Raw genomic sequence first — 23170 nt, forward strand, 5'->3', positions numbered from 1 at the left:
GGCATCGGCGCGCGGGGACACCGCGCGCGGGACCGCGGAGGAGGCGCTCATCGACGACGACCCCCTCCTGAACGCGTCCGACGCGACCCTCGCCGCGCGCGCCGTCGACGGCGACGTGCAGGCGTTCGAGCAGCTCGCCCGCCGCCACGGCGCGCTCATGCGCGTCTACGCCGCGAAGCTCCTCGGCTCCGAGGCGGAGTCCGAGGACGTGGTGCAGGAGGCGTTCCTCACCGGCTGGCGGCGTCTGGCCGATCTCGACAGCCCGGCGCACATCCGCAACTGGCTGATGCGCATCGTCACCCACAAGGCGATCGACCGGATCCGCGTCCGCCGCCGCCACGACGACATCGACGACTGGGATCCGCCCGCGCCGCCCGAGCACTCCCCCGAGCGCATCGTCGAGGCACGACTCCAGCTGGACGCGGTCTGGGAAGCGCTGGACCGATTGCCTGCTGATCAGCGACGCTGTTGGCTACTCCGCGAGACCGCCGGCTACAGCTACCAGGAGATCGCCGACGCTCTCGAACTCCCCGTCTCGACGGTCCGCGGTCTCCTCGCCCGGGCCCGTCGATTCCTGCTCCACGAATTGGAGGCATGGCGATGACCGACGACGCCGCCGTGCCCGAGGACGACCTCGACGGCCACACGCTCGAGGAGCTGGGCGAGTACCTCGACCGCGGCCGCGAGCCGCGCGACCCCTCGATCGAGAACTCCGCCGCGTGCCGGCTCGCTCTCGCGAACCTCACCCGCCTCACCGAGCTCTCGGCACGGGCGTTGCGCCAGGAGGCCGACCGCGAGCCCGACCGCGACGAGGTCTGGATCGCCGGCCTGCTCGACGCGATCCGCTCCGAGGTGCGCTCCGGCCGCGACATCCCCGTCCGCCACCCCGACCCGACCCTCCGCCTGGCGCTCACGGAGGCGGCCGTGCGCGGGATGATCCGCCGCGCCGGCGACACGATGGGCGGCGTCATCATGGGCCGCTGCACCCTCGACGGCGACGTCTCGGCTCCCGGCGCGGTGGTGCGGATCGACGTGACCTGCGCCCTCGAGTTCGGCCTGCCGGTCGCCGTGGCCGCCGACCGCCTGCGCGAGCGCATCCGCTACGCCCTGGAGCGCCACACCGAGCTGACCGTCGGCGCGATCGACGTGACCGTCGACGACGTGTACCCCCACCGGGAGGAGCGGGAATGACCGACGACACCGAGCTCTCGCAGCGGCTGACCGCCGAGATCCGCGACATCGAAGGAGTCGCGGGGGTCTACCCCGCCCAGCCGATCGTCGAGGCCGCGGCCGACGCGCTCGCCGTGAAGCTGGACCTGCGGCAGCCCGACGTGCTGGTCGACATCGACCGGTCGGAGGGGTTCACCACGGTGAGCGCGCACATCGCCGCGTCCGCCGCACTGCCGGCCCCCGAGACGCTCCGCCTCGTGGGCGAGCGGATGCACGCGCTGCTCGCCGCCGACCCGTCGGTCTCGGGGCCGCTCGCCGTGAACGTGAAGGTGCGCCTCATCGAGGACTCGGGGCGCGCCGAGCACTGAGCGGTGCCGCCGCCGTCCCCTCCCGCGGGAAGCCGCTCGGGTACGCCGCGTGCGGCGTGCCGCGTAGCGGAGCGGCGTCTCGCGGAAGGGATCAGGGGCAGCCCGGGTCAGCAGGAGACGAGGCGGTCGAAGCGGGACGCGACGCCCGAGCTGTCGCTGAACTTGCGGTTGATGACGCTCATCTTGTTGCAGCCGCTGTCCGGACCGTTCTTCCAGATGACCTTGACGTTGCTCGCCTGGTCGCAGTGCCACCACACCGTGACCTGCGCGCGACCCAGGGAGTCGCGCTGCGAGCGGACCTCGTAGCAGTTGCCCGGGCCGCCGTTCTGGTAGACGAGCTGCCCGGCGGAGGCGGGGGTCGCGACGGCGACGGCCCCTCCGAGGGCGAGGGCGATCGCGGCGAGCGTGGCCGTGAGACGACGGTGCATGGTGTTCTCCTTCGAACGGGCGATCGGAGGCGACGGCGGCCGCCCCTCTGCCAGCACCCTAGACCCGGCCCCGCTGAGCCCGGTCATGAGCTTTCGTCCCGGGGATCACCCCGCCTGGAGGGTGGAGGGAGAGCGAGCACTCCTCACTAGCGTCGAGGCGCGTGCAGCTGCGCGCCCCTTCGACGCAGAGGACTCGCCATGCCTTCACGACTCCTCGACCGGCCGCGACTCGCCCTCGCCCTCGCGGCCCTGTGCCTCGGAGTGCTCGCGGCGACACCCCCGCAGGCGGTCGCCGCCCTCGCACCGGCGTCCGCGACTCCGACCGCCTCGTCCGCCGGCCAGGCCGTCACGGCGGCGCCCGCCGACGCCCCGGGCTGGACCACGCTCCTGCGCGACGACTTCACCGGGCCGGCTGGCGCGCCGGTCGGGAGCCAGTGGGAGCACGAGGTCGGCACCTGGGGCACCGGGGCGGTCGACCGCACGACCGCGTCGACGGCGAACGTCTTCCTCACGGGCGGCGGCGCTCTGGGCATCCGCGCCCTCCGCGACTCCGCCGGAGCATGGACGTCCGGGCGGATCGTCACCGCCGACAAGTCGTTCTCGGCGCCGGCGGGCGGCCGACTGCTGATGACCGCCTCGATCCAGCTGCCGGACGTCGCGCAGGCCACCGGCTACTGGCCCGCCTTCTGGGCTCTCGGGCGGGACGCGAACGCCGTCATCGACTGGCCCGCGACCGGCGAGTTCGACATGCTCGAGGCCGTCAACGGCACCGCCCAGGTGATCCAGACGCTGCACTGCGGAGTGCCGGACGGCGGCCCCTGCGACGAGCCCGCCGGCCGGACGAGCGGGATGCTGGACTGCGCGTCCTGCGTGACGGGGTTCCACCGCTACTCCGCCCTGCTCGACCGGACCGTGCCCGGCGACGAGCGCGTGGAGTTCCTCGTCGACGGCGTCACCCGGCACGTGGTGCGGGAGTCGGAGGTGGGGACGGCCGCGTGGCAGGCCGCGGTCCCGAACGACGTGCTGCTGATCCTGAACCTCGCCATCGGGGGCGGGCTGCCGAACGGCGTGTGCGGGTGCGACAGTGCAGCCGCTCCGAAGAGCTCCGGCGGGACGATGCTCGTCGACCACGTCGCGGTCTACCGGTCCGACGCGGCGCCGGCTCCGGTCGTCGTCGGGACCGCCGCGGTGGGCGCGACCCTGTCCTCCTCCGCCGGCCGGACGGGACCGCTCGTGCACCGCTGGGCGGCGGGAGGCGTCGACATCGCGGGAGTGACGGGTCCGGATCTCGTGGTCCCCTCCTCCGCGGTCGGCAAGCGGGTGACCGTGACGGTGAGCGCCGCCGACGGCTCCGGCCCGACGACCTCGCAGCCGACCGCACCGGTCGCCGCCGGCACCCTCGGCGCCGCGACGCCGACCGTCACGGGCACGGCCCGGGTCGGAGCGGTGCTCACGGCAGCCCCGGGTCCGTGGACGCCGACCCCCGTCAACCTCACCTACCGGTGGAAGGCGGACGGCGCGGCCATCGCGGGAGCGACGTCGCCGCGGTTCACGCTCACGAAGGCTCAGGCGGGGAAGCGGATCACGCTGACCGTCACCGGGACGAAGACCGGGTACACCACCGCGAGCCGGACCTCCGCGGCGACGGCGGTCGTGGGACGGTGACGGGCGCGGGCTGTCCCCCGCCCGCCACCGTGTCTCAGACCTCGCGCTTGCGGCGAGGAGCGATGCGCAGGACGGCGGTCCCCGCAGCGATGAGGGCGAAGGCCGCGAGGGCGAGCCAGACCGAGTCGAACCCGGTCATGGCGAGCGTTCCGGCACCGACTCCGGCTCCGGCGGCTGTTCCGATGTGGTTGTACATGTCTCTCTCTCTGTTTCACCAGTCGCGCCGACGGCGTGTCGGCGCATCCAGGTAGGCCTTGGTGTGGACGACCTGCAGGAACAGGTCGACGACGAGCTCGTACATCGACGCGGCGGCGAGCATGTACCGCCAGCCGCGGTCGCGGACCGTCACGATCCGCTCGACGACGAAGATCGCGGTGACGGCCAGCCAGAACGGCTGGAGGCTCAGCTCGCCCCAGCCGACCGCGTAGACGATCGTGGCCAGGTAGACGTACGTGATGATGCAGCCGAGCATCGTGAGCAGCTGGCGCCCCCAGTAGGGAGCCGTGACCCGCGTGAAGCCGTACTGCACGCAGTTCTCGACCGCTCCGCGCTTCCAGCGCAGGCGCTGACGCCAGAGGTCTCCCCAGGTCGGCATGACCTCGGTGACGAGGGTGCAGCCGGCGGGGCTCAGCACGTCGTAGCCGAGGTGGCGGATCGCGAACGTGAGCTCGTTGTCCTCGGTGAGGACCGTGGTGTCGTAGATGCCGCCGATGCCGTCTCCGGAGGGGAGGGAGCCGGCCAGGCGGGCCGCGCTGATGCGGCGCATCACGGCGACCTGGAGCACGGCCGCGGTGCCCGTGACGACGAGGCACTTCCCGTTCAGCCGGCGCACGTCGCGGGCGTAGCGCGCGTACTCGTTGCGCTGGAGGTGGCCGACGAAGCCGCCGCCCTCGCCGCCGCGGAACACTCCTCCGACCGCGCCGATGCCGCCGTGCAGCCTGCCGCGGGCGATCTCGAGGAACCCGGGGTCGAGCGCGGAGTCGGCGTCCTGCACGAGAACCAGGTCGTCGTCCTGCAGCCCCGGGAGGACCTCGGCGAGGAACTGGTTGAGGCCGCCCGCCTTCTTGTGGCTGTTCCCGACGGTGACGAAGACCTCGGCGCCGTGCGCGAGAGCGATCTCGACCGTGGCGTCGGTGCAGTTGTCGGCGATGACGACGATCCGGTCCGGCGGCCAGGTCTGCCGGCGCAGGCCCTCGATCGCCGCGGCGATCCCGGCCTCCTCGTTGTGGGCGGGGAGGGCGGCGACCAGGTCGCCGATGCGCGACGAGGCGCGGCGGCCGCTGCGGGGGCGCGTGCCGCGGATCGGAGTGGATGCCGGAGGGAGCCGGTCGGCGTCGACGGCGGGGAGCAGGGTGCGCTCGAGGACCGCGGCGGGGGCCGGCGGACGCTCCAGGAGCGCGGTCGCGGCGGACGGACGCTCCAGGAGCGCGGTCACGGCGGACGGACGCTCCAGGAGCGCGGTCACGGCGGACGGACGCTCGACCACGGCGGTCGGCGCGGCCGGACCCTCGACCATCGCGGCCCGATGCTCCAGGACAGCGGTCGGCACGACCGGTCGCTCGACCACCGCGGACGGGGCGGCCGGACGCTCCAGCACCGCGGTCGGGGCGGCGGGAACCGTCACCGCTCCGGCAGGCGTCGCGGACGCGAGGCGGCGCGGAGCGGAGACCCGTTCGCGCCCGGAGCGGGCGGCACGGCGTCCCGAGAGCGGGCGCGAGGCCGTCTCGTCGTGCGCCTCCCAGGTCGCCCGGCGACGGGGAGCCGTCGGCTCGTCCGCGCCGTGGCCGGGCTGTGTGGTCATGACTGTTCCTCTCCGCGGCCGGGGGCCGATGTGCGCTGATGAGCGCCCGCGCGGAACGGAGGTCGTCGCCGGGGTGGGCGCGACCCGAGTGAGGAACGGCGTCCGACGGGGGGATCGGAGCAGGGCCTGACAGAGGACAGCATCGGGGGGTGCTGCGATCAACCTAGGGGCACGGAGATGATGGAAGCAAGCAAATTTTGTCACCCTAAAGGGGCCACGCAAGGTCCTTGCGGCTTCTTCGTCTTCGTCGTAGCTGATCCGTCGGCTCGCCGAGCCTCCTCCACACCCGGCGCACCCCTGTCCGCTCGGCCCCGCGGCGGGCCGTTCGGGGGTCGGCGGCGCTCTTGTGCGCCGAGCCGCCGGGGTCCACCATCGAGCGACGGCCCCCGCCCGGGGCGGCCGCACCCGACGGGTCAGGGGCGCCATGCGGTCGCGAGGTCTGCTCTTCTGCCTGATCCCGCCGATCCTCTGGGGCGGCATGCTCCCGGTCGCGGACAGCATCGCGGCGACGGTCGACTCCTTCTTCATGACCCTCATCCGCTACACGGCCGCCGCGGTCGTCCTCGCCCTGCTGCTCGCCCGGGCGGAGGGGCTCCGCGCCTTCCGGCTCGACGGCCGCGGGTGGCGGCTGGCGCTGCTCGGCGCCTCCGGATTCGCCGGCTTCGGCCTGCTCGCCTTCACGGCTCTGCGGTTCACCTCGGCCCCGAACGTCAGCCTGATGATGGGGATGATGCCCGCGATCGGCGCGGTGCTCGCGAGCATCGGCGCGCGTCGCCTGCCGCCGGCCGCCACCGTCGGCTGCATCCTGCTCGCGCTCGCCGGAGTCGCGCTCGTCGTCACCCGCGGCGACGTCGCCCTCCTCCTCGACGGCGAGCTGGGGTTCGGCGAGCTGCTCGCCCTGCTCGGCGCGATCTGCTGGGTCGTCTACACGCGTGGAGCAGCGGCGTTCCCCGGCTGGTCGGCGCTGCGGTACTCGACGCTCACCACCGCGCTCGGCTGCCCCTCGATCGCCGTCGCGGTCGCCGTGGCGACGGCCACCGGCTCCGCGCACCCGCCGACCGGGGCCGAGGTGCTCGCGGCCTGGCCGCAGCTGGCCTACCTGATCCTCCTGGCCGGCGTCGTCGCCGTGCTGCTGTGGAACGCCGGCATCAAGCTGCTCGGCGCCCTCAACGGCACGCTCTTCCAGAACCTCGTCCCGGTCACGACCTTCGCGATCAGCATGGCGGGCGGCTACCGGCCGGGGCCCGTCGCCCTGCTCGGCGCGGCCATCGTCGTGACGGCGCTGCTGCTCAACAACTGGGCGACGCGGCGCGCGGCCGCGGTCGCCGCGCGTCCCGCGGCGGTGCCGGCTCCGGTGCGCTGAGCGCACCGCGGGAGCCTCCCGCTCGGGGCGGTCACTGGTCGGAGTTGCCGGCCCAGCGGACGGAGCCCTGCGCCTCCTCCTTGCTGATCGGGGACACTGTGCGGCAGTGCGAGCACTCGAGCAGGTAGCGGGTCGAGACGGTCAGGACGGGGACGAAGAAGAGCGAGAGGCGCGTCCGGCGGCGGAGGATCCGCTGCTCGTCGCGCTGCCCGCAGACGCGGCAGACGAAGACGAGCGTCCGGAGGAGGTCCTCGACGGCTCGGGTCCCGAAGATGAGGAGCATGCGTCCGAGCGTAGGGAGCAGGGCGCGCTCGGCGGAGGGGGTTGCCGGGGCGCCGTCGCCGCGTAGCGCCGGGCGCAGACGACCACGGCGAGCGCCGTCTCGAGCAGGTCGCCTCCGTAGAACAGCAGGAGCGCCGCCTGGCGTCCGGTCTCGTCCGGAGCCTCCGCGTAGAGCACGTTCGCGAGCAGCCCGTGCGCGGCGATGCCCGCTCCGAGCACCCCAGGCGCAGGCCGAACGGGGCGCGGTGCGGGTTCGGATCGACTCCGGCGAGCGCCGCCGTCATCAGGCAGCCGCTGAGCAGGAAGTGCACGCCGAGTGCGAGGTGCAGCAGCGGATCCGCGTGTGCGGCGGCGAGCAGCCCGGTCGCGTGCACGAGCCAGAGGGAGCCCGTCGAGAGCAGGAGCGCCGTCACCGGGTGGGCGAGGAGACGGGCCGGGCGGCTCCGGAGCAGCCGCGAGAGCCGTCGGGCCGCGGTGACGTCGAGCGCCCGCAGGGCCAGGGTGACGGGGGCCGAGAGCACCAGGAGGAGCGGCGCGAGCATCCCGAGGACCAGGTGCGTCAGCATCGCCCCGCGCGGGTCCGCGTGCGACCACTCCGCGAGCGGACCCGCGAAGCAGAGCGCCGCGGTCGCGAGCCCGCCGAGGAGCAGGGCGGTGCGGTACAGCGGCCACGGCCGTCCGCGCCGCCGCTCGAGTGCCGCCGCACCCCCTCCGAGCGCCGCCGCTGCGGCCAGCGGGACCAGGAGCAGCAGGCCCGGGTCGAGCAGGGAGTGGTCGGCGTGCGGGGTCACGCCGTCGTGCGCCGTCGCCGCGGCAGGAGGAGCAGCCCCGCCGCCAGCAGCACCGCTCCCGAGGCGATCCAGGCGGAGTCGTAGAGGAGCAGGTCGACGTCGTAGCGGACCTGGTGCACGCGGAGCAGCTTGTGGTCGACGACTCCGTCCCACAGCTGGAACAGTCCCGCCCCCGTGAGCCCCGCGGCCCACGCCGTGCGCGGACGCAGAGCGGATCGGCGCCGGGCGTCGGCGAGCAGGAAGCCGCCGCCGACGAGCGCGAGGAGCTCGGCCGCGTGCAGCAGCCCGTCCGAGAGCAGGCCGATCGCCGGGGTGGAGCGGTCGTAGAAGTGGTGCCAGGCGAGGATCTGGTGGAAGACGATCTCGTCGACGGCCGCCATGAGGCCGACTCCGATCAGGAAGGCGCCCTGGAACGCCCGGTCGCCGCGGAGTCCCCGGCCGCTCCGCCGCATCCGGTCCCCTCCCGATCGAGTGCCGGGGCCCCGGGATCCCGAGACCCCCGCGCCTCCTCCCGAGGCCCCGCCTTCAGGGAAGCGGACGCGCGGATCGCGGCCTAGAGGGTTGACTCCTCGCGCCCGCGCCGGTCGTGCTGCCCCTCCGCTACGGGCTGGGCCGACGAGGCGCAACCCCGCGCGAGGGGCGCTCCCGTTCGGGAGAGTGGAGGCATGCAGCAGCTGACCTACGCCTCCAAGAGCTTCGTGACGACCGATGCAGTGACCGAGGCCCTCCTCGACCTGGTGACCGCGATCGACCGCCAGGAGCACTCCGAAGCGGTCACGGTCCCGGCGTTCACCGAGGACGGCGAGCTCATCGAGGCGAAGATGACCCTCGACGCGAGCAGCGAGCTCGTCGCCGTCCCCGTCGAGGTCTCCATCAAGGACGAGGAGTCGACCACCGGCGCCGTCGAGGCCGCCGTCGAGGACATCCGCTCCCGCATCAAGAGCAACCGCGCCACGATCGCGCGCCCCGTGATCGACGAGGACCCGGAGCCCTACAACTACGAGGAGTTCTGAGCAGCGCCTGCGGGCCTCCACGTCTCAGCACTTCCGCGCCTCCTCCGCACTGAGTTGCCCGGATCTGCTCGCGACACGCCGGAACTGCCAGCCGATCCGGGCACCTCAGCGGCGGTCCCTCAGAGCGCGGACGCAGCCCAGCGCGGGTCGAGGGCGTAGTCCGCGAGGCGCTTCTCGAGCGCGGCGCGCACCTGACCGGGAGCGTCGTCGCCCACGAGCAGACGGAACCGGGCGTCGCTCCGATCAGCGACGTGCGCGAGGATCTCCGCCGCCACCTCGGCCGGAGGCGTGCCTCCCTGCGGACCGTCGGTCGGCCAGGGGACCTCGGCCGCTCCGAAGAGCTCCCGCCGCAGGTCGTCGTACTCCGGCATCGGCGCCGCGAACCGCATGCTGCCGCCGGCCCAGTCGGTGGCGATCTCCCCGGGCTGCACGAGCGTCACGCGGACGCCGAAGGGGGCGACCTCTGCGGCCATCGCCTCCGTCCAGCCCTCGAGGCCCCACTTCGCCGCGTTGTAGACCCCGAGCGTCGGCATCGTCCCCACCGCGCCGACGGTCGAGATCTGCACGATGTGCCCGGCCCCCTGCCGCCGCATCACAGGCAGCGCGGCCCGGCAGAGCCAGAGCGGACCGAGCAGGTCGACGTCCAGCAGCTCCCTCACCTCGTCCTCGCCCACCTCCTCCGCCGTGCCGATGAGCCCGTAGCCCGCGTTGTCGACGAGGACGTCGAGGCGCCCCTCGATCGCCGTGGCCGCGGCGACGGCGCCCGCGGCTGCGGAGGAGTCCGCGACGTCGATCCGGTGGACCTGCAGCCGCTCGTGCTCGGGCAGGGAGTGCGCGCCCCGGACGGCGGCGAGGACGCAGTGGCCTTCGGCGAGCGCCGCGAGGACGAGCGCACGCCCCAGCCCGCGGGAGGCTCCGGTGATCAGCCAGGTCTGTCGAGTGGTCATGCCTGCACGCTACTCCGAACAAGACGCTCCGTCTCGTTTCGCGGTAGGATCGGAGAATGGCCACCAGCAGGACCCGGCAGCGCGTGCACGCCGCCGTGCTCGACCTCGTCGGGACCGAGGGGCTTCCGCGCCTGACGATGGAGGGCGTCGCCGCCCGCGCCGGAGTCGGGAAGCAGACCCTCTACCGCAGCTGGCCCTCCACCGGTGCGATCCTCTTCGACGCGCTCCTCGCGCGGAGCCTGACTCCTGACGGGGTGATCGCCGTCCCGGACTCCGGAGATCTGCGCGCCGACCTGCTCCTCCTGGTCACCGGCACTGCCGCCGAGCTGAGCGACCCAGTGGCCGAGCCGCTCCTGCGCGCGGTGACCGCTGCGATCCAGACCGACACCGAGCTCGCCGCGCAGTACCGCACCCTGCTGCTCGAGCCCCAGCTGAGCGCGATCGCCGCGCGTCTCGCGAGTGGAGGAGCGGCCGACCCCTCCGGCGCGGCGGAGCTCCTGCTCGGCCCGATCCTCCACCGATGGCTCCTCCGGAGCGGCCTCTTCACCGGCGCGTGGATCGAGGGGCACGTCGAGCGGGTCCTGCGAGCGCTCCGCGCCTGACGCGTCCCCACCGACCGGCCGGCCTGCCGGGGCCGCATTCCAGCTGCGCCTCTTGACCGGCGGCACCGCAGGGAGTCGGATGAGGGCGTGCGCGCGCTGGTCCCCGTCTCCGATCCGTGGTCCGTCGACGGGAGCGGGCGGGCGGACGACGGGCCCGTCGACGACCTCGCGGTCCGCGCCGAGCGGGACGGCGGCTCGTACTCGGTCCGGACGCTGCGGCTGACCGGTGTCCGCCTCGGGCCGCGCGGCTCGGTGCACGGAGTGGTCACCGACCCGGTCGCGACGGCCGCGCTCGCGATCGGCTCGCTCCTCCTCTCGGTGATCCCCGCCGGCCTGCCCGGGGACCGGACGCGAGCGGCGATGGTGGCGGCGGAGGCGCGGGCTCAGGAGCTGGCCGCCGACCGGCCCGCGTGGGACGTGAGCCCCCTCCCCCTCGACGGGATCGACTACGCGCTCTTCACCCGGACCCTGCCCGAGGGCGCCGTCGCGCACGCCGACCTCGGCTGGGCCGTCGTCGCGCTGTGGAGCACAGGCCCGCTCCCCCGGGGCCCCTTCCACCTGCTCGAGATCCCCGACGAGCCCGTCCCGCGCTGAGTCGCCCGGATCGGCTCGCGACACACCGCAGCGGGGAGCCGATCCGGGCGACTCAGCGAGCGGATCCGCGCAGGGCGGCGCAGGGTCACGCGCCCGCGACCGTGGAGCCGCGCACCAGCAGCTCGGTCGGCAGCAGCGTCACGCGCTGCACCTCCTCGCCCGCCAGGAGTCGCACCAGCACGTCCGCCATCGCCTCGCCGAGGCCCGTGGAGGGCTGGCGCACCGTGGTGAGGCGCGGCTCGCTCGCCTCGGCGAAGTAGTCGCCGTCGAAGCCCGCGAGCGCGATGTCGCCCGGCACCGTGAGGCCGCGCTCGCGCAGCGCCGTCAGGGCGCCCGCCGCCATCTGGTCGTTGGAGGCGAAGACCGCGTCGATAGGCCGCCCGGAGTCGAGCAGGCGGCGCATCGCGGTCGCGCCGTCCTCGGGCGAGTAGTCGCCGTACTCGACGAGCGAGTCGTCGAGCCCCGCGGCGGTGACGGCCGAGCGCCAGCCGGACAGGCGGTCGATCGCGGCGGGCATGTCCTGGCGGCTCGCGATCATCGCGGGGGCCGTGCGGCCGAGGCCCAGGAGGTGCTCGGTGACCGTGCGCGCCGCTCCGGTGTTGTCGACGTCGACGAAGAAGCTGCCGCCCTCCTCCGTCAGCGGCCGCCCGCCGAAGACCACAGGGAGGGAGGCGCCGAGCTGCGCGTAGGAGTGGTCGCCGCTGTGGTGCGAGACGACGAGCGCGCCGTCGACGTTGCCGCCGAGCAGGTAGCGCCGCGTCTTCTCGGGAGCCGCCTCGGACGCGATCACGATGGTGAGCGTGTACTCGGTGCCGGCGAAGGCCATCGCGGCGCCCTGCACGACCGAGGCGAGGAACGGATCCGCGAACACCTTCGCCGCCGACTCCGGCACCACGAGCGCGACGGTCTGCGTGCGGCGGCTGGCGAGGGAGCGCGCGGCGCGGTTGGGCACGTAGCCGAGCTGCTCGATCGCGGCGAGCACGGCCGTCCGGGCGCCGTCCTTCACGCGCGGGGAGTCGTTGACGACCCGGCTGACCGTCGCGCGGGAGACTCCGGCCAGCGCGGCGACGGCTTCGAGGGTCGGGGCGGCCGAGGCGGTGTCGTGGGTCATGCGGGCCTTCCTCGCGGGTGCCTCCGAGGCTAGCCGAGCGCCGGAGGAGCGGGCTCGTGGACGGCGTCCTCGGCGCGAAGGGGCGCGGATCGCGGCCATTCGGGGGTGATGCGGGGCGGCGGAGCGGGCCGGCGGAGTGAGTCCGCGGCGTGCGAGGGCGCGGATCGAGGCCGTTCGGGGTGGCGCCGGGCGGTCGGGGGCACCGCCTCGGCGATGGCCGACACGACCGGCGCGCAGCGATCGATCGCCCGCCGCCGGCGGCAGGCCGCCCCCGTGACGGTCAGCGCCCGCGACGGAAGCGCGCGAGGAGTCTCCGGAGCCGTTCGGCCTGCCGGTCGGTGAAGTCGTTCGACAGCCGGAACGCCTCGCTCGTCGGGTCCGCCCCGTTCGCGACATCGCGGATGGCGCGCAGCGCCTGCTCGGACGGCGTCGGCCCGTCCCCCGGACGCGGCTGCGCGGGCCCGCTCGAGGGGTCCTCGTCGCGCGGGTCCTTCGGCTCCATGTCGCCTCCTCCGCGCCAGCCTAGGCGGCGGGAGGCCGGGCCAGGAGGGCCGGACGGGGCATGATCGACGGGATCCTGCGCGGCAGCGGTCAGGATGAGCCGAGCACGACGAACGGCCGAGCCGAGAACCCGCCGACCGCTCAGTCCACGGCCCGATCCCTCACCGCAGCCCCCGACCCCCGGACCAGGAGCACCACGGCCCCGGGCCCGAGGCCCCCGTCCCGCGGTCCGATGTCCCCCGACCCGGTCTCGCGGGAGTCTCCGGGCGTCAGCCCTTCACCGCTCCGCTCATGATGCCCGCGATGAGCTGGCGTCCGGCGAGCAGGAACAGCACCAGCAGCGGAATCACCGAGAGCACGGCGCCGGCCAGCACGATCGAGTAGTCGACGTAGTAGCCCGACTGCAGCTGCGCGAGCGCGGTCTGCAGGGTCGGGTTCGTGGGGCTGAGGACGATCAGCGGCCAGAGGAAGTCGGTCCAGGCCATCATGAACGTGAAGAGCCCGAGGATCGCCATCGCCGGTCGCGCCGCCGGGACGGCGACGGTGAGGAACGTCCGGAACTGGTTCGCTCCGTCCACGCGCGCCGCCTCGATCAGCTCGTCCGGGATCACGTCGACCAGGTACTGCCGCATGAAGAACACGCCGAACGCGGTGACCAGCGTCGGCACGATCACGGCGCCGAGCGAGCCGGTCCAGCCGAGCTGCCGCATCAGGATGAACAGCGGGATGATGCCCAGCTGCGTCGGGATCGCCATGGTCGCGACGACTCCGATCATCAGGCCGTCGCGCCCGCGGAACCGCAGCTTCGCGAAGGCGTAGCCGGCGAGCGTCGAGAACGACACGACCGAGAGCGTGATGATCCCCGAGACGATGACGCTGTTCAGCAGCGCCGTCCAGAACGGGATCGCCGTCAGCACCTGCGAGGCGTTGGCGAGGAAGTTGCCGCCCGGGACGAGCGGCAGGGTCTCGCTGCGGGTCGCGTTCGAGCCGCTCGCCACGACGAACGACCACCACAGCGGGTAGGTCGAGCCGAGGATGAAGGCGCTCAGCAGCCCGTAGGTGAGGAAGCCGGGCCGGTCGACGCGGCCGGCGCGGGAGGCGCGGACGCGGCGCACCGGGAAGGCGGCGGAGGTGGCGGGGGCGGTCATCGCTCGCTCTCGTTCTGGCCGAGGCCGGTGGTGGTGAGCAGGGGGTCCGCGGCGGCGATCTCGTCGGCGGTCGCGGGGCGGGCGGAGCGCCGCTTCGAGCGCTGCGAGATGCGGTTCTCGACGGAGGCGATCCGCCGCGAGATCGCGAAGTTCAGCAGGCCGATCAGCACGATCAGGAGGAACAGCAGCCACGCGATCGCGGCCGCCTCGCCGAAGTTCTGACGGAAGAACGCCATCTCCCAGAGGTAGAGGACGGTGGTCTGGAACTGCCGGTCCGAGCCGCCGATGCCGCCCGCGTTCGACACGTCGAACAGGCGCGGCTCCGCGAAGATCTGCAGGCCGCCGATGGTGGCGGTGATGATCACGAAGATCAGGGTCGGCCGGATGCTGGGGATCGTGATCGAGCGGAAGCGGCGGAACGCGTTCGCCCCGTCGATCGCGGCCGACTCGTGCAGCTCGCGCGGCACGGCCTGCATGGCGGCGAGGAGGATGAGGGCGTTGTAGCCGGTCCAGCGCCAGTTGACCATCGTCGCGATCGCGACGTGGCTGGCGAGGCGGTCGTTCGTCCACTCGATCGGGCTGATGCCCACGAGGCCGATCAGATTGTTGATCAGGCCCTCCTGGTCGCTGAAGACGCTCGAGAAGATCAGCGCGACCGCGACCGGCGAGACGATGTACGGCAGCAGGACGCTCATCCGCCAGAAGGTGCTGGCCCGCAGCGCCTGGTCGAGGGCGGCCGCGAGCAGCAGCGCGACGGCGAGCTGCGGGATCGTGGAGAGCAGGAAGATGCTCAGCGTGTTGACGATCGAGTTCCAGAAGAAGCGGTCGCCGAGCACGGCCGCGAAGTTCGCGAACCCGACGAAGTCGCCCTGGCCCTGCAGCAGCTGCCAGTCGTAGAGCGACACGACGAGCGTGTAGACCAGCGGGAACGCTCCGGTGAGCGCGAAGAGCAGGAAGAACGGCGAGATGTAGAGGTAGGGCGAGGCCTTCACGTCGAAGCGGCTCGCGCGCTGGCGGAAGGTCAGCGGGAGTCGGGGCGCCGGGCGCCGCTTCCCCGCGGGGGGCGTCGCCGTGGCCGGCGGGGTGAGTGTGCTCGTCATGGCGCTCTCTTCGAGGTCGAGTCGGAGTCGGAGGGGATGCGGCGGGGCCGGAGTCTCTCGTACGGCGGGGCCGGCCGGGAGGAGTCGCGGGCGGCGGGGCCGGAGAGGCCTCGGCCGGCGGGCGGCAGCGTTTCTCCCGTGCGGCGAGGTGGCCCGGGATGCGGGCGGCCCGGCCGCACGGGGACCGGGAGGTCCGGTGGCGGCCGGACCTCCCGTGATGGTGGGGCCTCGTCCCGGAGGGGTCAGCCCCCGGGCGTCGGCCCGACCGGATCAGTCGACGAGCTCGCCGAGGAGCTGGAGCGCCTCGTTCCAGCCCTCCTTGCCGTCGATCTCGCCGCGGTCGACCTTCTGCAGGACCGGTCCGAAGACGTTCTCCTGGATCAGCGAGTCGTCCGGGCCCTTGTACTGGGCGACGACGCCCTCGGCGCGCTGCGCGAGGATCGCGCCGGTCGGGGAGTCGTTCATGCCGGGGTCGGGAGCGGCCGCGGAGGCGAGCTCCTTCTGCGCGTCGAGGGTGCTCGGGAACGGTCCGGCCGCCTCGAACGCCTTCAGCTGCTGCTCCGGCTCGCTGAGCCACGACGCCAGCGCTGCGGCCTCGGCGGGGTGCTTCGACTGGGTCGGGACCGAGAGGAACGAGCCGCCCCAGTTGGCGGGGCCGCCGGGGAAGACGTCGGCGAAGTCCCAGCCGGTGGCCTCGGCGTTCCCGCCGCCGGCCTCGACGTTGCTCTTCAGCGTGCCGAACATCCAGCCCGGGCAGACGAAGGTGGCGAAGGTCTGGTCGGTGAACGACTTGCCCTTGTTCCAGTCCCACGCCTTCTGCGCGGCCGAGAGGCCGGAGGCGGTGGCGTCGGTCAGCTGGCCCCAGCGCTCCTCGAGCTCCGGGTTGCCCTCGACGTTCAGCTCGCCGTCGGAGGTGTAGTACCCCTCGGGCAGCTGGTTGACCATGGCGTTCCAGACGAATCCGGAGTGGTCGAACCACGCCTTGCCGGTCGCGTCGTGGTACTTCTGGCCGGCGGCGAAGTAGTCGTCCCAGGTCGCGTCCGGTCCGCCGAGCATCTCGGCGACGGCGGCGCGGTCGGTGGGCATGCCGGCGGCCTCGAAGGCGGCCGTGTTGTAGCAGAGGCCCTCGGGTCCGATGTCGGTGCCGTAGCCGATGACGCGTCCCTCGGGGTCGGTCGCCTGCTCGTACTTCCAGTCGACCCAGTCGGCCTTGCGGTCCTCGATGCCGTGGTCGCGCAGGTCGACGAACTGGTCCGAGACCTCCATGACGGAGCCGAGCCAGCCCTCCTCGATGGCGACGACGTCGGCGAGTCCGGAGCCGGCGGCGAGCTTGGTGAACGCGTCGGTCCGCGCGTTGCCGCCGGTGTCGATGTTGTTCGGGACGATGGTGATCCCCGGGTTGGCGTCCTCGTACTCGCCGTAGAGCTCGTCGAAGCCCATGGCGTTGAACGTGGTGACGGTCAGCTCGATCTCGCCGCCCTCGGAGGCGTCGGATCCCGACGAGCATCCGGTGACGATCAGGGCGAGGGCCGAGGCGCCGGCGATCGCCGCGGCGATCCTGGTGCGTCGTGAATAGGGCACGGTCACTCCTTCGTGATGGTGGTGGGGCACCCCTGCGAGCGCTCTCACGCGTGCTGTTCCGCGTATGTGAGAGCGCTCTCACGAGGTGTGCGGCGAGCTTACGCACGCCCCCTCGGAGAGGTCAAGCGTTTTCGAGAGAGCGCTCTCATCGAATTGATGGTCCCCGCCCAGCCGCGCGCCTCCCCGCCGCCCTCGCCCCGCGAGAACGCAGAAGTCGCGGTACTCGAACGCGAGTATCGCGACTTCCGTGGACTCACCGCCCTCTGCCGATCGAGTAGCGGCTACTCGATCAGCAGGCCGCCCTCAGCCCACCAGCACCGCGAAGCCCTGCGCGGGCAGCTGCACGGAGACGGCACCGGACGGCGACGACTCGCTCGCGAGCGCGCCGTCCTGCGAGTAGACGCGCAGGGTGCCGGAGCCGCCCGAGACGCCGATCGCCGTGGTGCGCACCCCGTCGGTGGAGTTGCGGATCAGCTCGGTGCGGCCGCCCTCTCCTCCGACCACGAGGCGCGTCACCAGCGGGCGCACCAGCAGCGCGTCGAGGCGCGTCCGGCCGCTCAGCGGGCGGACCTCGACGCTCGACGAGCCGGCCGGCACGGTGCGGCGGAGCTTCTCCGGGAGCAGCGCGCCCGACGCCTCGGTGACCCCCTGCGACCCGACGGTCGAGCGGAGCAGGTCGAGCGGCCGCTTCCCCGACGTCCAGACGCTCAGGGGCGTGCGCTCCGTGCCGCGCTGCGGCTGGTCAAGGACGGCCTCGACCACGCGGTCCTGCGTGGACGAGCCGATCGGGATCGAGATCGCGCGGCGCGGGTCGGTCAGCGAGAGGTACGAGCCGCTCCAGCCGGCCTCCCCCGTCCAGGACGACTCGGGCGTGACGACGGTGCCACCGCGCGCACTCTCCGCCTCGACCAGCGTCAGTCCGTCGCGCGAGCGCTCGGTGGCGACGGAGCGGGCACGGTCGGCGACGTCCGGGTGCTCGTCGAGCGCCAGCATCGCCAGCAGGCCGTGGATGGTGCTCTCGGCGCCGCTGTTGCGGTTGACGGAGCCGTCGGCCTGGACGCCGTCGAAGACGACTCCGGTGGCCGGGTCGTAGACCGGGGCGAGGCTGCGGTTCAGGCCGAAGAACCAGGCGCCCTGCACGGCCGCGAGGTCGGTGAAGGCGCTGGAGCCGGTGGCGTCGGCCAGGGCGAGCGAGTTCTGCAGGCGGGAGTCGGCTCCGTAGGCGATCTGCACGCGGTCGGTCGGAGTGGGGTTCCAGCCGTTGTCGGGGCCGCCGGCGGTGAGCAGCTCCGGAGCGAAGCGGGCGCCGTCGACGATCGCGGGCTCGAGGAGGGAGGAGTCGTCGAGCGCCGCGGACGACGCGGCGAGTCCGCCGGCCATCTGCGACGACCAGGAGTGCCAGAGCGTGCGCGACTTCGTCCACGGCAGGATCGCGCCGTACGGCCAGGCGGTGGTGTCCGCCTCCGTCGTGGTGCGGGCGTAGGCGGCGACGCCCTCGGCGAGCTCGGCCGTGCTCGTGCGCACCGCGGAGTCGTCGGGGGCGGCCTCGAGGTAGGCGGAGAGGCCGAGCAGCGCCTCCGAGGTGGCGTCGGCGCCGTCGACGATCAGCCAGGCCGGCACCTGCACGCCGTCGGCCTGCGCGTACTCGCCGTAGCGCGTGAGCACCTCGCGGTCGACCGCGGCGACGCCGAGGCGCAGCCGCTCCTGCAGGAAGGCGGCGAACTCCGGATCCGTGTCGCGGAACGCCGCGTAGCCCTCGCCGAGCGCCCAGAGGGTGCGGGCGAGCCAGTAGCTGTCCTCGGAGTCGCTGGGATCCGGCAGCTCGACCGGCTCGGCGCTCGCGTTCAGCTCCCCGTCGGTCTGCATCCAGAGCACCACGTTCCCGGCGTCGTCGCCCTCGGTGGTCTGGAAGTAGGCGAGGGCGCGGAGCGTCTCGAAGGCCTTCTCGCGGCTCTCGGTCGATCCGGTCTGCTGCCAGTGACGGAGGTAGACGACCGCGGCGCGCGAGATGTCGTCGGTGTTGAACGCGCCCTGCTCGTAGTCGCCGGTCGCCGGATCGAGGCGGCCGCCGCCCACGCGCTCGAAGGCGCCGCCGTCGCGGGCGTCGGCGTAGGTCCACGGCATCACCAGGGTCGGCTCCTCGTCGAGCCGGTAGGTGGTGTGGCCGGGCTCGGGCACCGGAGTGGCGGTGTCGAGGAGGAAGTCGAGGTGCGCCGTGTTCGTCAGCGGCTCGGCCGCCTGCGCGGGGGTCGCGCCGAGGGCGAGGCCCCCGACGGTGAGGGCGGCGGCGGCCAGGACGGCCGCCGATCTGGTGAGCGTGTTCGTCATCGAACTCTCCTTGGGTGGGGGATGTGGGGGGGCGGATCTCGATGCGCCGGCGGTGCGGGCTGCTCGATCAGCGGGAGGCGCCGGCGGACTCGATCAGCGGAGTCAGCCGTCCGTGCGGACGAGGCGGGCCGCGCCGATCTTCGAGTCGGCCATGCCGTAGAAGACGTAGTGCTGCCCGTCGATCTCCTCGATCGCCGTCGGGAAGACGACGTTCGGGACGATCCCGCTGCGCTCCTCCTCCGTCTCGGCCTCGAGCAGCGGCTCGGCGGTGCGCGCGATCACCCGCGACGGCTCGTCGCCGTCGAGGAGGATCGCTCCGGCCGAGTAGTTCACGTGCTGCTGCTGCGCGAAGGCGCTGTCGATCACTCCGGTCACCCCGTGGTGGATGAGCAGCCACCCCTCGGGCACGCGCAGCGGCGCGGGGCCGCCGCCGACCTTCAGCTCCTCGAACGGGAACTCCGGGCCCGCGAGGAACCGGTGCCGCGTCCAGCGCGTGAGGCTCGCCAGGTCGCGGTCGACCTCGTCCACCGGCACGTAGCTGATCCAGATGCTCTGCCGCGGGTCCTCGATCCCGGCCGGGAGGCGCACGCCCTCGCCCGGCCGCGTCTCGCCGAGGTCCCACATCGGCCGGTGCAGCACCGCGAACGAGCGGGTGCCGTCCGGGGCGGCGACGATCTCGGGGAAGAACACACAGTCCTTGTTGTGGAACAGGCCGAGGTCGATGTCGAGCGCGTCGTCGTAGGCGAAGGTCACCGGGCCCAGGCGCCGCCAGTCGCGGAGATCCTCCGACACGGCGAGCGCCGTCCGGGGCCCGAGCGGTCCGTAGGCGACGTAGGTCATCACGTGCAGGCCGAGCGCCTCGATGAAGGTGATCCGCGGATCCTCCACGCCTGCGTTGTGCGCGCCGCGCTCGAAGCCGCGGTCGGGCGCGAGCACGACGCCCTCGCGCTCGACCCCGACGGGCACGCCGCCCTCGACGACCACGCGGGCCAGGCCCACGCGGGAGACGTTGCCGGCGGCGACCATCCGGGGCAGGAGGTACAGCTCGCCGTCGGGTCCGCGGCCGCTGCCGGGGTTGAGCACCCCCTCGGCTTCGAGGGCGTCGCCCGGGGCGGGCTCCATCACGACGCCGACGCGCTCGAGACGGTAGGGGACAGTGGTGAGGGTGGGAGACATGGTCAGCCTTTCACTCCGGATCCGAGATCGGTCGAGACGAAGTAGCGCTGGAACACGATGAACAGCACCACGACGGGCGCGGCGAGCACGACGGCTCCCGCGAGGATCGCCCCGAACGGGTTGTCGGTCGACGACGCCACGTTCGAGATGTAGTTGGCCAGGGACACGGCGAGCGGCTGCAGCGACGCGTCCTTGGTGATGAGGAACGGCCAGAGGAACTCGTTCCAGGGGCCGATGAAGGTCAGCAGCACGGCGGTCACCAGCGCGGGCCGCACCAGCGGGAGCGCGATGGTCCACAGCAGCTTCAGCTCGCCGGCGCCGTCGATCCGGGCCGCCTCGAACAGCTCCTTGGGGAGCTGCAGGAAGTACTGCCGGAAGATGATCACCGCCGTCGAGTTGATGGCGAACGGAAGGATCATCCCGAGGTGGCTGTCCGCGAGGCCGTAGTCGCGCGCGATCAGCACGTAGAGCGGGATCTGCAGCAGCTGGAACGGGATGACCTGCACCAGCAGGGCGAGCGCGAACACCGCGTTGCGCCCCCGCCACTGCAGCATCGCCAGCGCGTACCCGGCGAGGACGCCGAAGAACACCGTGCAGAGCAGCACGCCGCCGGTGAAGATCCCGGAGTTGACCAGGCCGGTGAGCAGGCTGATCCGCTCGTTCACGTTGACGTAGTTGTCGAGCGTGAGGTTGCCCGGCTCCGGGATCGCTCCCGCCAGCGTCGGGTCCGGATCCGTCTGCAGGGAGCCGACGATCATGTAGTAGAAGGGGAAGAGGAAGACGATCGCGCCGATCGCGAGCACGACTCCGCGCACGATCACGGCTCCGCGGCTGGAGCCGACGGGGCGCCTCCGCGGCGACTTCTCGGGGGCGACGGCGGCGGGCACGGCCGAGGCGGCGCCTCCGGCACTGGACAGGGTGCTCATGAGTTCCTCTCCCCCGCGAAGCGGTTCTGCAGATAGGCGATGACCAGCACCAGCAGCACCAGGACCACGCCGATGGCCGAGGCCACGTCGGGCTGCCCCTGCTGGATCCCGAGCTGGTACATCAGCAGCACGGGCGAGGCGGACGCGCCGTTGGGGCCGCCTCCGCCGGTGAGGAGGTAGGGCTCGGTGAAGAGGTTCGCCCCGGTGACGGTCGACACCAGCAGCACCAGGAGGGTCGCGGGCCGCACGCTCGGCACGGTCACCGACCAGAACTGGCGGATGCGTCCGGCGCCGTCGGTCGAGGCCGACTCGTAGAGCTCCTTCGGCACGTTCTGCAGCGCCGCCAGGTACAGCAGGATGTAGAACCCGAGCTGCTTCCAGGTGACGTAGAGCGCGATGATCGGCATCGCGAGCTGCTCGTTGATCAGCCACGACGGGTTCGGCGCGAGCGGCCCGAGGAGGCTGTTGACCAGGCCGTTCCCGTTGAAGAGGAACAGCCAGACGCCGACGACCGCGACGCTCGCCGTGACGTAGGGCACGTAGAAGCTGACGCGGAGGAACGTCCGCAGGTGCACGACCTTGTCGAGCGCCGCGGCGAGCAGGAGCGAGAGCACCACCGTCAGCGGCACGTTGATCACCAGGAAGATCCCGATGTTGCCGAAGGAGCGGATGACCTGCGGGCTCGAGAACGCCGTGACGAAGTTGTCGAGGCCGACGAACGGCCGCTCCACCTGCACGCCCGGAGCCGCGAAGAAGAAGTCGTGGAACGCGATCCAGACCGAGTAGACGACCGGGAACGCGAAGACCGCGAGCACGAAGAGGAGGTAGGGGCTGCCGAACAGCAGCCCGAGGGGCTGGGGCCCGAGGACGCGGTGCAGGAGGCTCCGCTTCCCCGGTGCCCCGGCCGGCGCGGGCCGGCGGGTGAGGGTGGTCACGGCCGGGTCACTGCTGGCCGGCGAGCCCGGTGACGGTCTCGGCCGCTCCGTCGAGCGCCGTCTTCACGTCGCCCTCGCCGAAGATGACCGTCTTGCCCCACGCGTCGCGGATCGCCTGCAGCATCTGCACGGTGTTCGGCCCCGACGGCACCTCGATGGTGCGGCTCGCCTGGTCGCCGAAGCGCTGGTAGGCGGGGTTCGCCTCGAAGTAGTCGGCGTAGGTGGTCTGCAGGTCGGTGCGCAGCGGCATCTGGCCGGTGGTCTCGAGCAGCGAGCGGTCCTGCTCCTCGCTGGTCGCGAACTTCAGCACCTCCCACGCCGTGCCCTTGTTGGCGCAGGCGGAGTAGAGGCCGACGTTCTTCGCGTCGCTGAAGGTCCAGGTGTCCTCGGCGGGCGTGCCGTCGGGGGTGGGCACCGAGACGGAGCCCCAGTTCAGGTCGTCGTAGACCGAGACCGCCCAGGGGCCGACGATCGACATCGCGGCCTGGCCGTCGGCGAAGGCGTCGCCCTGGTACTGCTCGCGGCCGGCGAGGCCCTGGTCGTAGAGGCTCTTCCAGAAGTCGGCGACCTCGTAGCCCTCGTCGTCGGCGAAGGTGGCCTTGCCGTCCTCGACGAGGCTCGTCCCTCCGGTGGCCGCGGCGTAGAGCGGCATGAAGTCGAACTGGGTCTGGAAGAACTCGCTGGTGGGCGCGGGCTGGATCGCGGCGGGCGCGGCTCCCGATTCGACCAGCGTCTTCGACGTGGCGAGGAAGTCGTCGTAGGTCGACAGCGACGGGTTCTCGGGGTCGAGTCCCGCCTTCGCGAAGAGGTCCTTGTTGTAGAAGATGACGACCGGGTTGCTCTTCCACGGCATCTGGAAGTACTCGCCGTCGGCGTTCTGGTACTGCTCGGCGAGGTCGCCGCTGCGGGTCTCGATGTAGTCGGCGCCGCCGTCGAAGCTCGAGAGGTCGACGAGTCCGCCCTGGCGCTCGAACTGGCCGACCGCGCTCGGGGCCGTGTTGAAGACGAGGCACGGCGCGTTGCCGGCCGTGATCGCGGCTCCGATGACCTCCTCGCTGCTCTTGCCCGCGGGGATCTCCTGTCCGGTGATCTCCTCGTCCGGGTGGTCCGCGTTCCACGCGTCGACCATCGCCTTGCCCCACTGCACCTCCTGCTCGTTGTTCGAGTACCAGATGGTGATCGGTCCGGTGGCGGTGAGGTCGGTCGACGCTCCGCCACCACCGCTGCAGGCGGTGAGGGCGAGGGTCGCGAGGGAGGCGGTGGCGATCCCGGTCAGCCAGCGTCTCGTCGTCGAGGGGGCCATGGTGTTCTCCTTGTCCGGCGTGCGCGACGGTGCGCAC

24 protein-coding genes and 1 pseudogene are annotated in these 23170 nt (G+C 72.9%); 8 read left to right on the forward strand and 17 right to left on the reverse strand.

The genetic code is table 11. From position 1 onward, the window contains the following. The first annotated feature begins 115 nt into the window (after positions 1–115). The 3 genes from C5C39_RS02350 to C5C39_RS02360 are packed head-to-tail and all read left to right on the forward strand — an operon-like array spanning position 116 to position 1538. Entirely contained in the window at positions 116–604 is a 489-nt protein-coding gene (locus tag C5C39_RS02350) for an RNA polymerase sigma factor (RefSeq protein WP_244248147.1), read from the forward strand. Beyond that, a complete protein-coding gene (locus C5C39_RS02355) occupies positions 601–1191 on the forward strand; it encodes an Asp23/Gls24 family envelope stress response protein (protein WP_146076902.1) in 591 nt (196 codons plus the stop codon). Before C5C39_RS02350 ends, C5C39_RS02355 begins: the two co-directional genes overlap by 4 nt. Continuing rightward, positions 1188–1538, forward strand: a complete 351-nt coding sequence (locus C5C39_RS02360) for a hypothetical protein (protein ID WP_104223972.1) — start codon at positions 1188–1190, stop codon at positions 1536–1538. Before C5C39_RS02355 ends, C5C39_RS02360 begins: the two co-directional genes overlap by 4 nt. A gap of 107 nt (positions 1539–1645) precedes the next feature. Here the strand turns inward: C5C39_RS02360 and C5C39_RS02365 are convergent, their stop codons facing one another. Then, on the reverse strand, positions 1646–1966 hold the full coding sequence (locus C5C39_RS02365; protein ID WP_104352585.1) for a hypothetical protein: 321 nt from the start codon (positions 1964–1966) through the stop codon (positions 1646–1648). A 198-nt stretch (positions 1967–2164) separates the two neighbouring features. On the opposite strand from C5C39_RS02365, the gene C5C39_RS02370 reads away from it, so the two are divergent. Next, positions 2165–3631 carry a family 16 glycosylhydrolase gene (locus C5C39_RS02370; RefSeq protein ID WP_104319693.1) on the forward strand — a complete coding sequence of 489 codons (1467 nt, stop codon included), beginning with the start codon at positions 2165–2167 and terminating at the stop codon, positions 3629–3631. A gap of 34 nt (positions 3632–3665) precedes the next feature. On the opposite strand, the gene C5C39_RS17370 is transcribed toward C5C39_RS02370, so the two are convergent. Both C5C39_RS17370 and C5C39_RS02375 read right to left on the reverse strand, forming a co-directional pair. Next, positions 3666–3827, reverse strand: a complete 162-nt coding sequence (locus tag C5C39_RS17370) for a hypothetical protein (protein ID WP_167305255.1) — start codon at positions 3825–3827, stop codon at positions 3666–3668. A gap of 15 nt (positions 3828–3842) precedes the next feature. Then, positions 3843–5432, reverse strand: a complete 1590-nt coding sequence (locus C5C39_RS02375; RefSeq protein WP_258075751.1) for a glycosyltransferase family 2 protein — start codon at positions 5430–5432, stop codon at positions 3843–3845. A gap of 424 nt (positions 5433–5856) precedes the next feature. Between C5C39_RS02375 and C5C39_RS02380 the strand changes: the two genes are divergently transcribed. Continuing rightward, positions 5857–6795 (forward strand): DMT family transporter, encoded by a 939-nt coding sequence (locus tag C5C39_RS02380; RefSeq protein ID WP_104257493.1) that lies wholly within the window; start codon positions 5857–5859, stop codon positions 6793–6795. 31 nt (positions 6796–6826) lie between these two features. Here the strand turns inward: C5C39_RS02380 and C5C39_RS02385 are convergent, their stop codons facing one another. The 3 genes and pseudogenes from C5C39_RS02385 to C5C39_RS02395 all read right to left on the reverse strand — a co-directional run bounded on the left by C5C39_RS02385 (position 6827) and on the right by C5C39_RS02395 (position 8320). Beyond that, a complete protein-coding gene (locus C5C39_RS02385; RefSeq protein ID WP_104225838.1) occupies positions 6827–7078 on the reverse strand; it encodes a zinc-ribbon domain-containing protein in 252 nt (83 codons plus the stop codon). A 277-nt stretch (positions 7079–7355) separates the two neighbouring features. Next, positions 7356–7868 (reverse strand): annotated as a pseudogene (locus C5C39_RS17960) (cytochrome c oxidase assembly protein); the annotation flags it as partial. Next, positions 7865–8320: a DUF2243 domain-containing protein gene (locus C5C39_RS02395; RefSeq protein ID WP_104352586.1), complete on the reverse strand. Its 456-nt coding sequence runs from the start codon at positions 8318–8320 to the stop codon at positions 7865–7867. The gene C5C39_RS02395 and the pseudogene C5C39_RS17960, both read right to left, overlap by 4 nt. 213 nt (positions 8321–8533) lie before the next feature. Between C5C39_RS02395 and C5C39_RS02400 the strand changes: the two genes are divergently transcribed. Continuing rightward, a complete protein-coding gene (locus tag C5C39_RS02400) occupies positions 8534–8881 on the forward strand; it encodes a hypothetical protein (RefSeq protein ID WP_104223965.1) in 348 nt (115 codons plus the stop codon). Between the two features lie 119 nt (positions 8882–9000). Here C5C39_RS02400 and C5C39_RS02405 read toward each other — a convergent pair whose 3' ends face one another. Then, on the reverse strand, positions 9001–9828 hold the full coding sequence (locus tag C5C39_RS02405; RefSeq protein ID WP_258075752.1) for an SDR family NAD(P)-dependent oxidoreductase: 828 nt from the start codon (positions 9826–9828) through the stop codon (positions 9001–9003). Positions 9829–9884: 56 nt separating this feature from the next. Between C5C39_RS02405 and C5C39_RS02410 the strand changes: the two genes are divergently transcribed. Continuing rightward, on the forward strand, positions 9885–10430 hold the full coding sequence (locus tag C5C39_RS02410) for a TetR/AcrR family transcriptional regulator (RefSeq protein WP_104352587.1): 546 nt from the start codon (positions 9885–9887) through the stop codon (positions 10428–10430). Between the two features lie 87 nt (positions 10431–10517). Further along, positions 10518–11024: a hypothetical protein gene (locus tag C5C39_RS02415; protein WP_104352588.1), complete on the forward strand. Its 507-nt coding sequence runs from the start codon at positions 10518–10520 to the stop codon at positions 11022–11024. Between the two features lie 85 nt (positions 11025–11109). Here the strand turns inward: C5C39_RS02415 and C5C39_RS02420 are convergent, their stop codons facing one another. The 10 genes from C5C39_RS02420 to C5C39_RS02465 all read right to left on the reverse strand — a co-directional run bounded on the left by C5C39_RS02420 (position 11110) and on the right by C5C39_RS02465 (position 23133). Next, positions 11110–12135, reverse strand: a complete 1026-nt coding sequence (locus C5C39_RS02420; protein ID WP_104352589.1) for a LacI family DNA-binding transcriptional regulator — start codon at positions 12133–12135, stop codon at positions 11110–11112. A gap of 280 nt (positions 12136–12415) precedes the next feature. Next, positions 12416–12637 (reverse strand): hypothetical protein, encoded by a 222-nt coding sequence (locus C5C39_RS02425; protein WP_104223962.1) that lies wholly within the window; start codon positions 12635–12637, stop codon positions 12416–12418. A 268-nt stretch (positions 12638–12905) separates the two neighbouring features. Next, positions 12906–13784, reverse strand: a complete 879-nt coding sequence (locus tag C5C39_RS02430; protein ID WP_104223961.1) for a carbohydrate ABC transporter permease — start codon at positions 13782–13784, stop codon at positions 12906–12908. Next, a complete protein-coding gene (locus C5C39_RS02435) occupies positions 13781–14884 on the reverse strand; it encodes a carbohydrate ABC transporter permease (RefSeq protein ID WP_104225835.1) in 1104 nt (367 codons plus the stop codon). Before C5C39_RS02435 ends, C5C39_RS02430 begins: the two co-directional genes overlap by 4 nt. A 270-nt stretch (positions 14885–15154) precedes the next feature. Beyond that, complete coding sequence (locus tag C5C39_RS02440; protein WP_104224001.1) at positions 15155–16465, reverse strand: ABC transporter substrate-binding protein; 1311 nt, start codon at positions 16463–16465, stop codon at positions 15155–15157. Positions 16466–16768: 303 nt separating this feature from the next. Continuing rightward, the gene (locus C5C39_RS02445; RefSeq protein WP_104352590.1) at positions 16769–18793 is read right to left on the reverse strand and encodes a hypothetical protein; all 2025 of its coding nucleotides are present in this window, start codon (positions 18791–18793) and stop codon (positions 16769–16771) included. 102 nt (positions 18794–18895) lie between these two features. Next, positions 18896–19969: a glycosidase gene (locus C5C39_RS02450; protein WP_104352591.1), complete on the reverse strand. Its 1074-nt coding sequence runs from the start codon at positions 19967–19969 to the stop codon at positions 18896–18898. Between the two features lie 2 nt (positions 19970–19971). Continuing rightward, the gene (locus C5C39_RS02455) at positions 19972–20895 is read right to left on the reverse strand and encodes a carbohydrate ABC transporter permease (protein WP_104263403.1); all 924 of its coding nucleotides are present in this window, start codon (positions 20893–20895) and stop codon (positions 19972–19974) included. Then, positions 20892–21830, reverse strand: a complete 939-nt coding sequence (locus C5C39_RS02460) for a carbohydrate ABC transporter permease (protein ID WP_104223956.1) — start codon at positions 21828–21830, stop codon at positions 20892–20894. Before C5C39_RS02460 ends, C5C39_RS02455 begins: the two co-directional genes overlap by 4 nt. A 7-nt stretch (positions 21831–21837) precedes the next feature. After that, positions 21838–23133: an extracellular solute-binding protein gene (locus C5C39_RS02465; RefSeq protein ID WP_104223955.1), complete on the reverse strand. Its 1296-nt coding sequence runs from the start codon at positions 23131–23133 to the stop codon at positions 21838–21840. Between the last annotated feature and the right edge of the window lie 37 nt (positions 23134–23170).

Source organism: Rathayibacter sp. AY1F3 (assembly GCF_002931975.1).
Taxonomy (GTDB): domain Bacteria; phylum Actinomycetota; class Actinomycetes; order Actinomycetales; family Microbacteriaceae; genus Rathayibacter.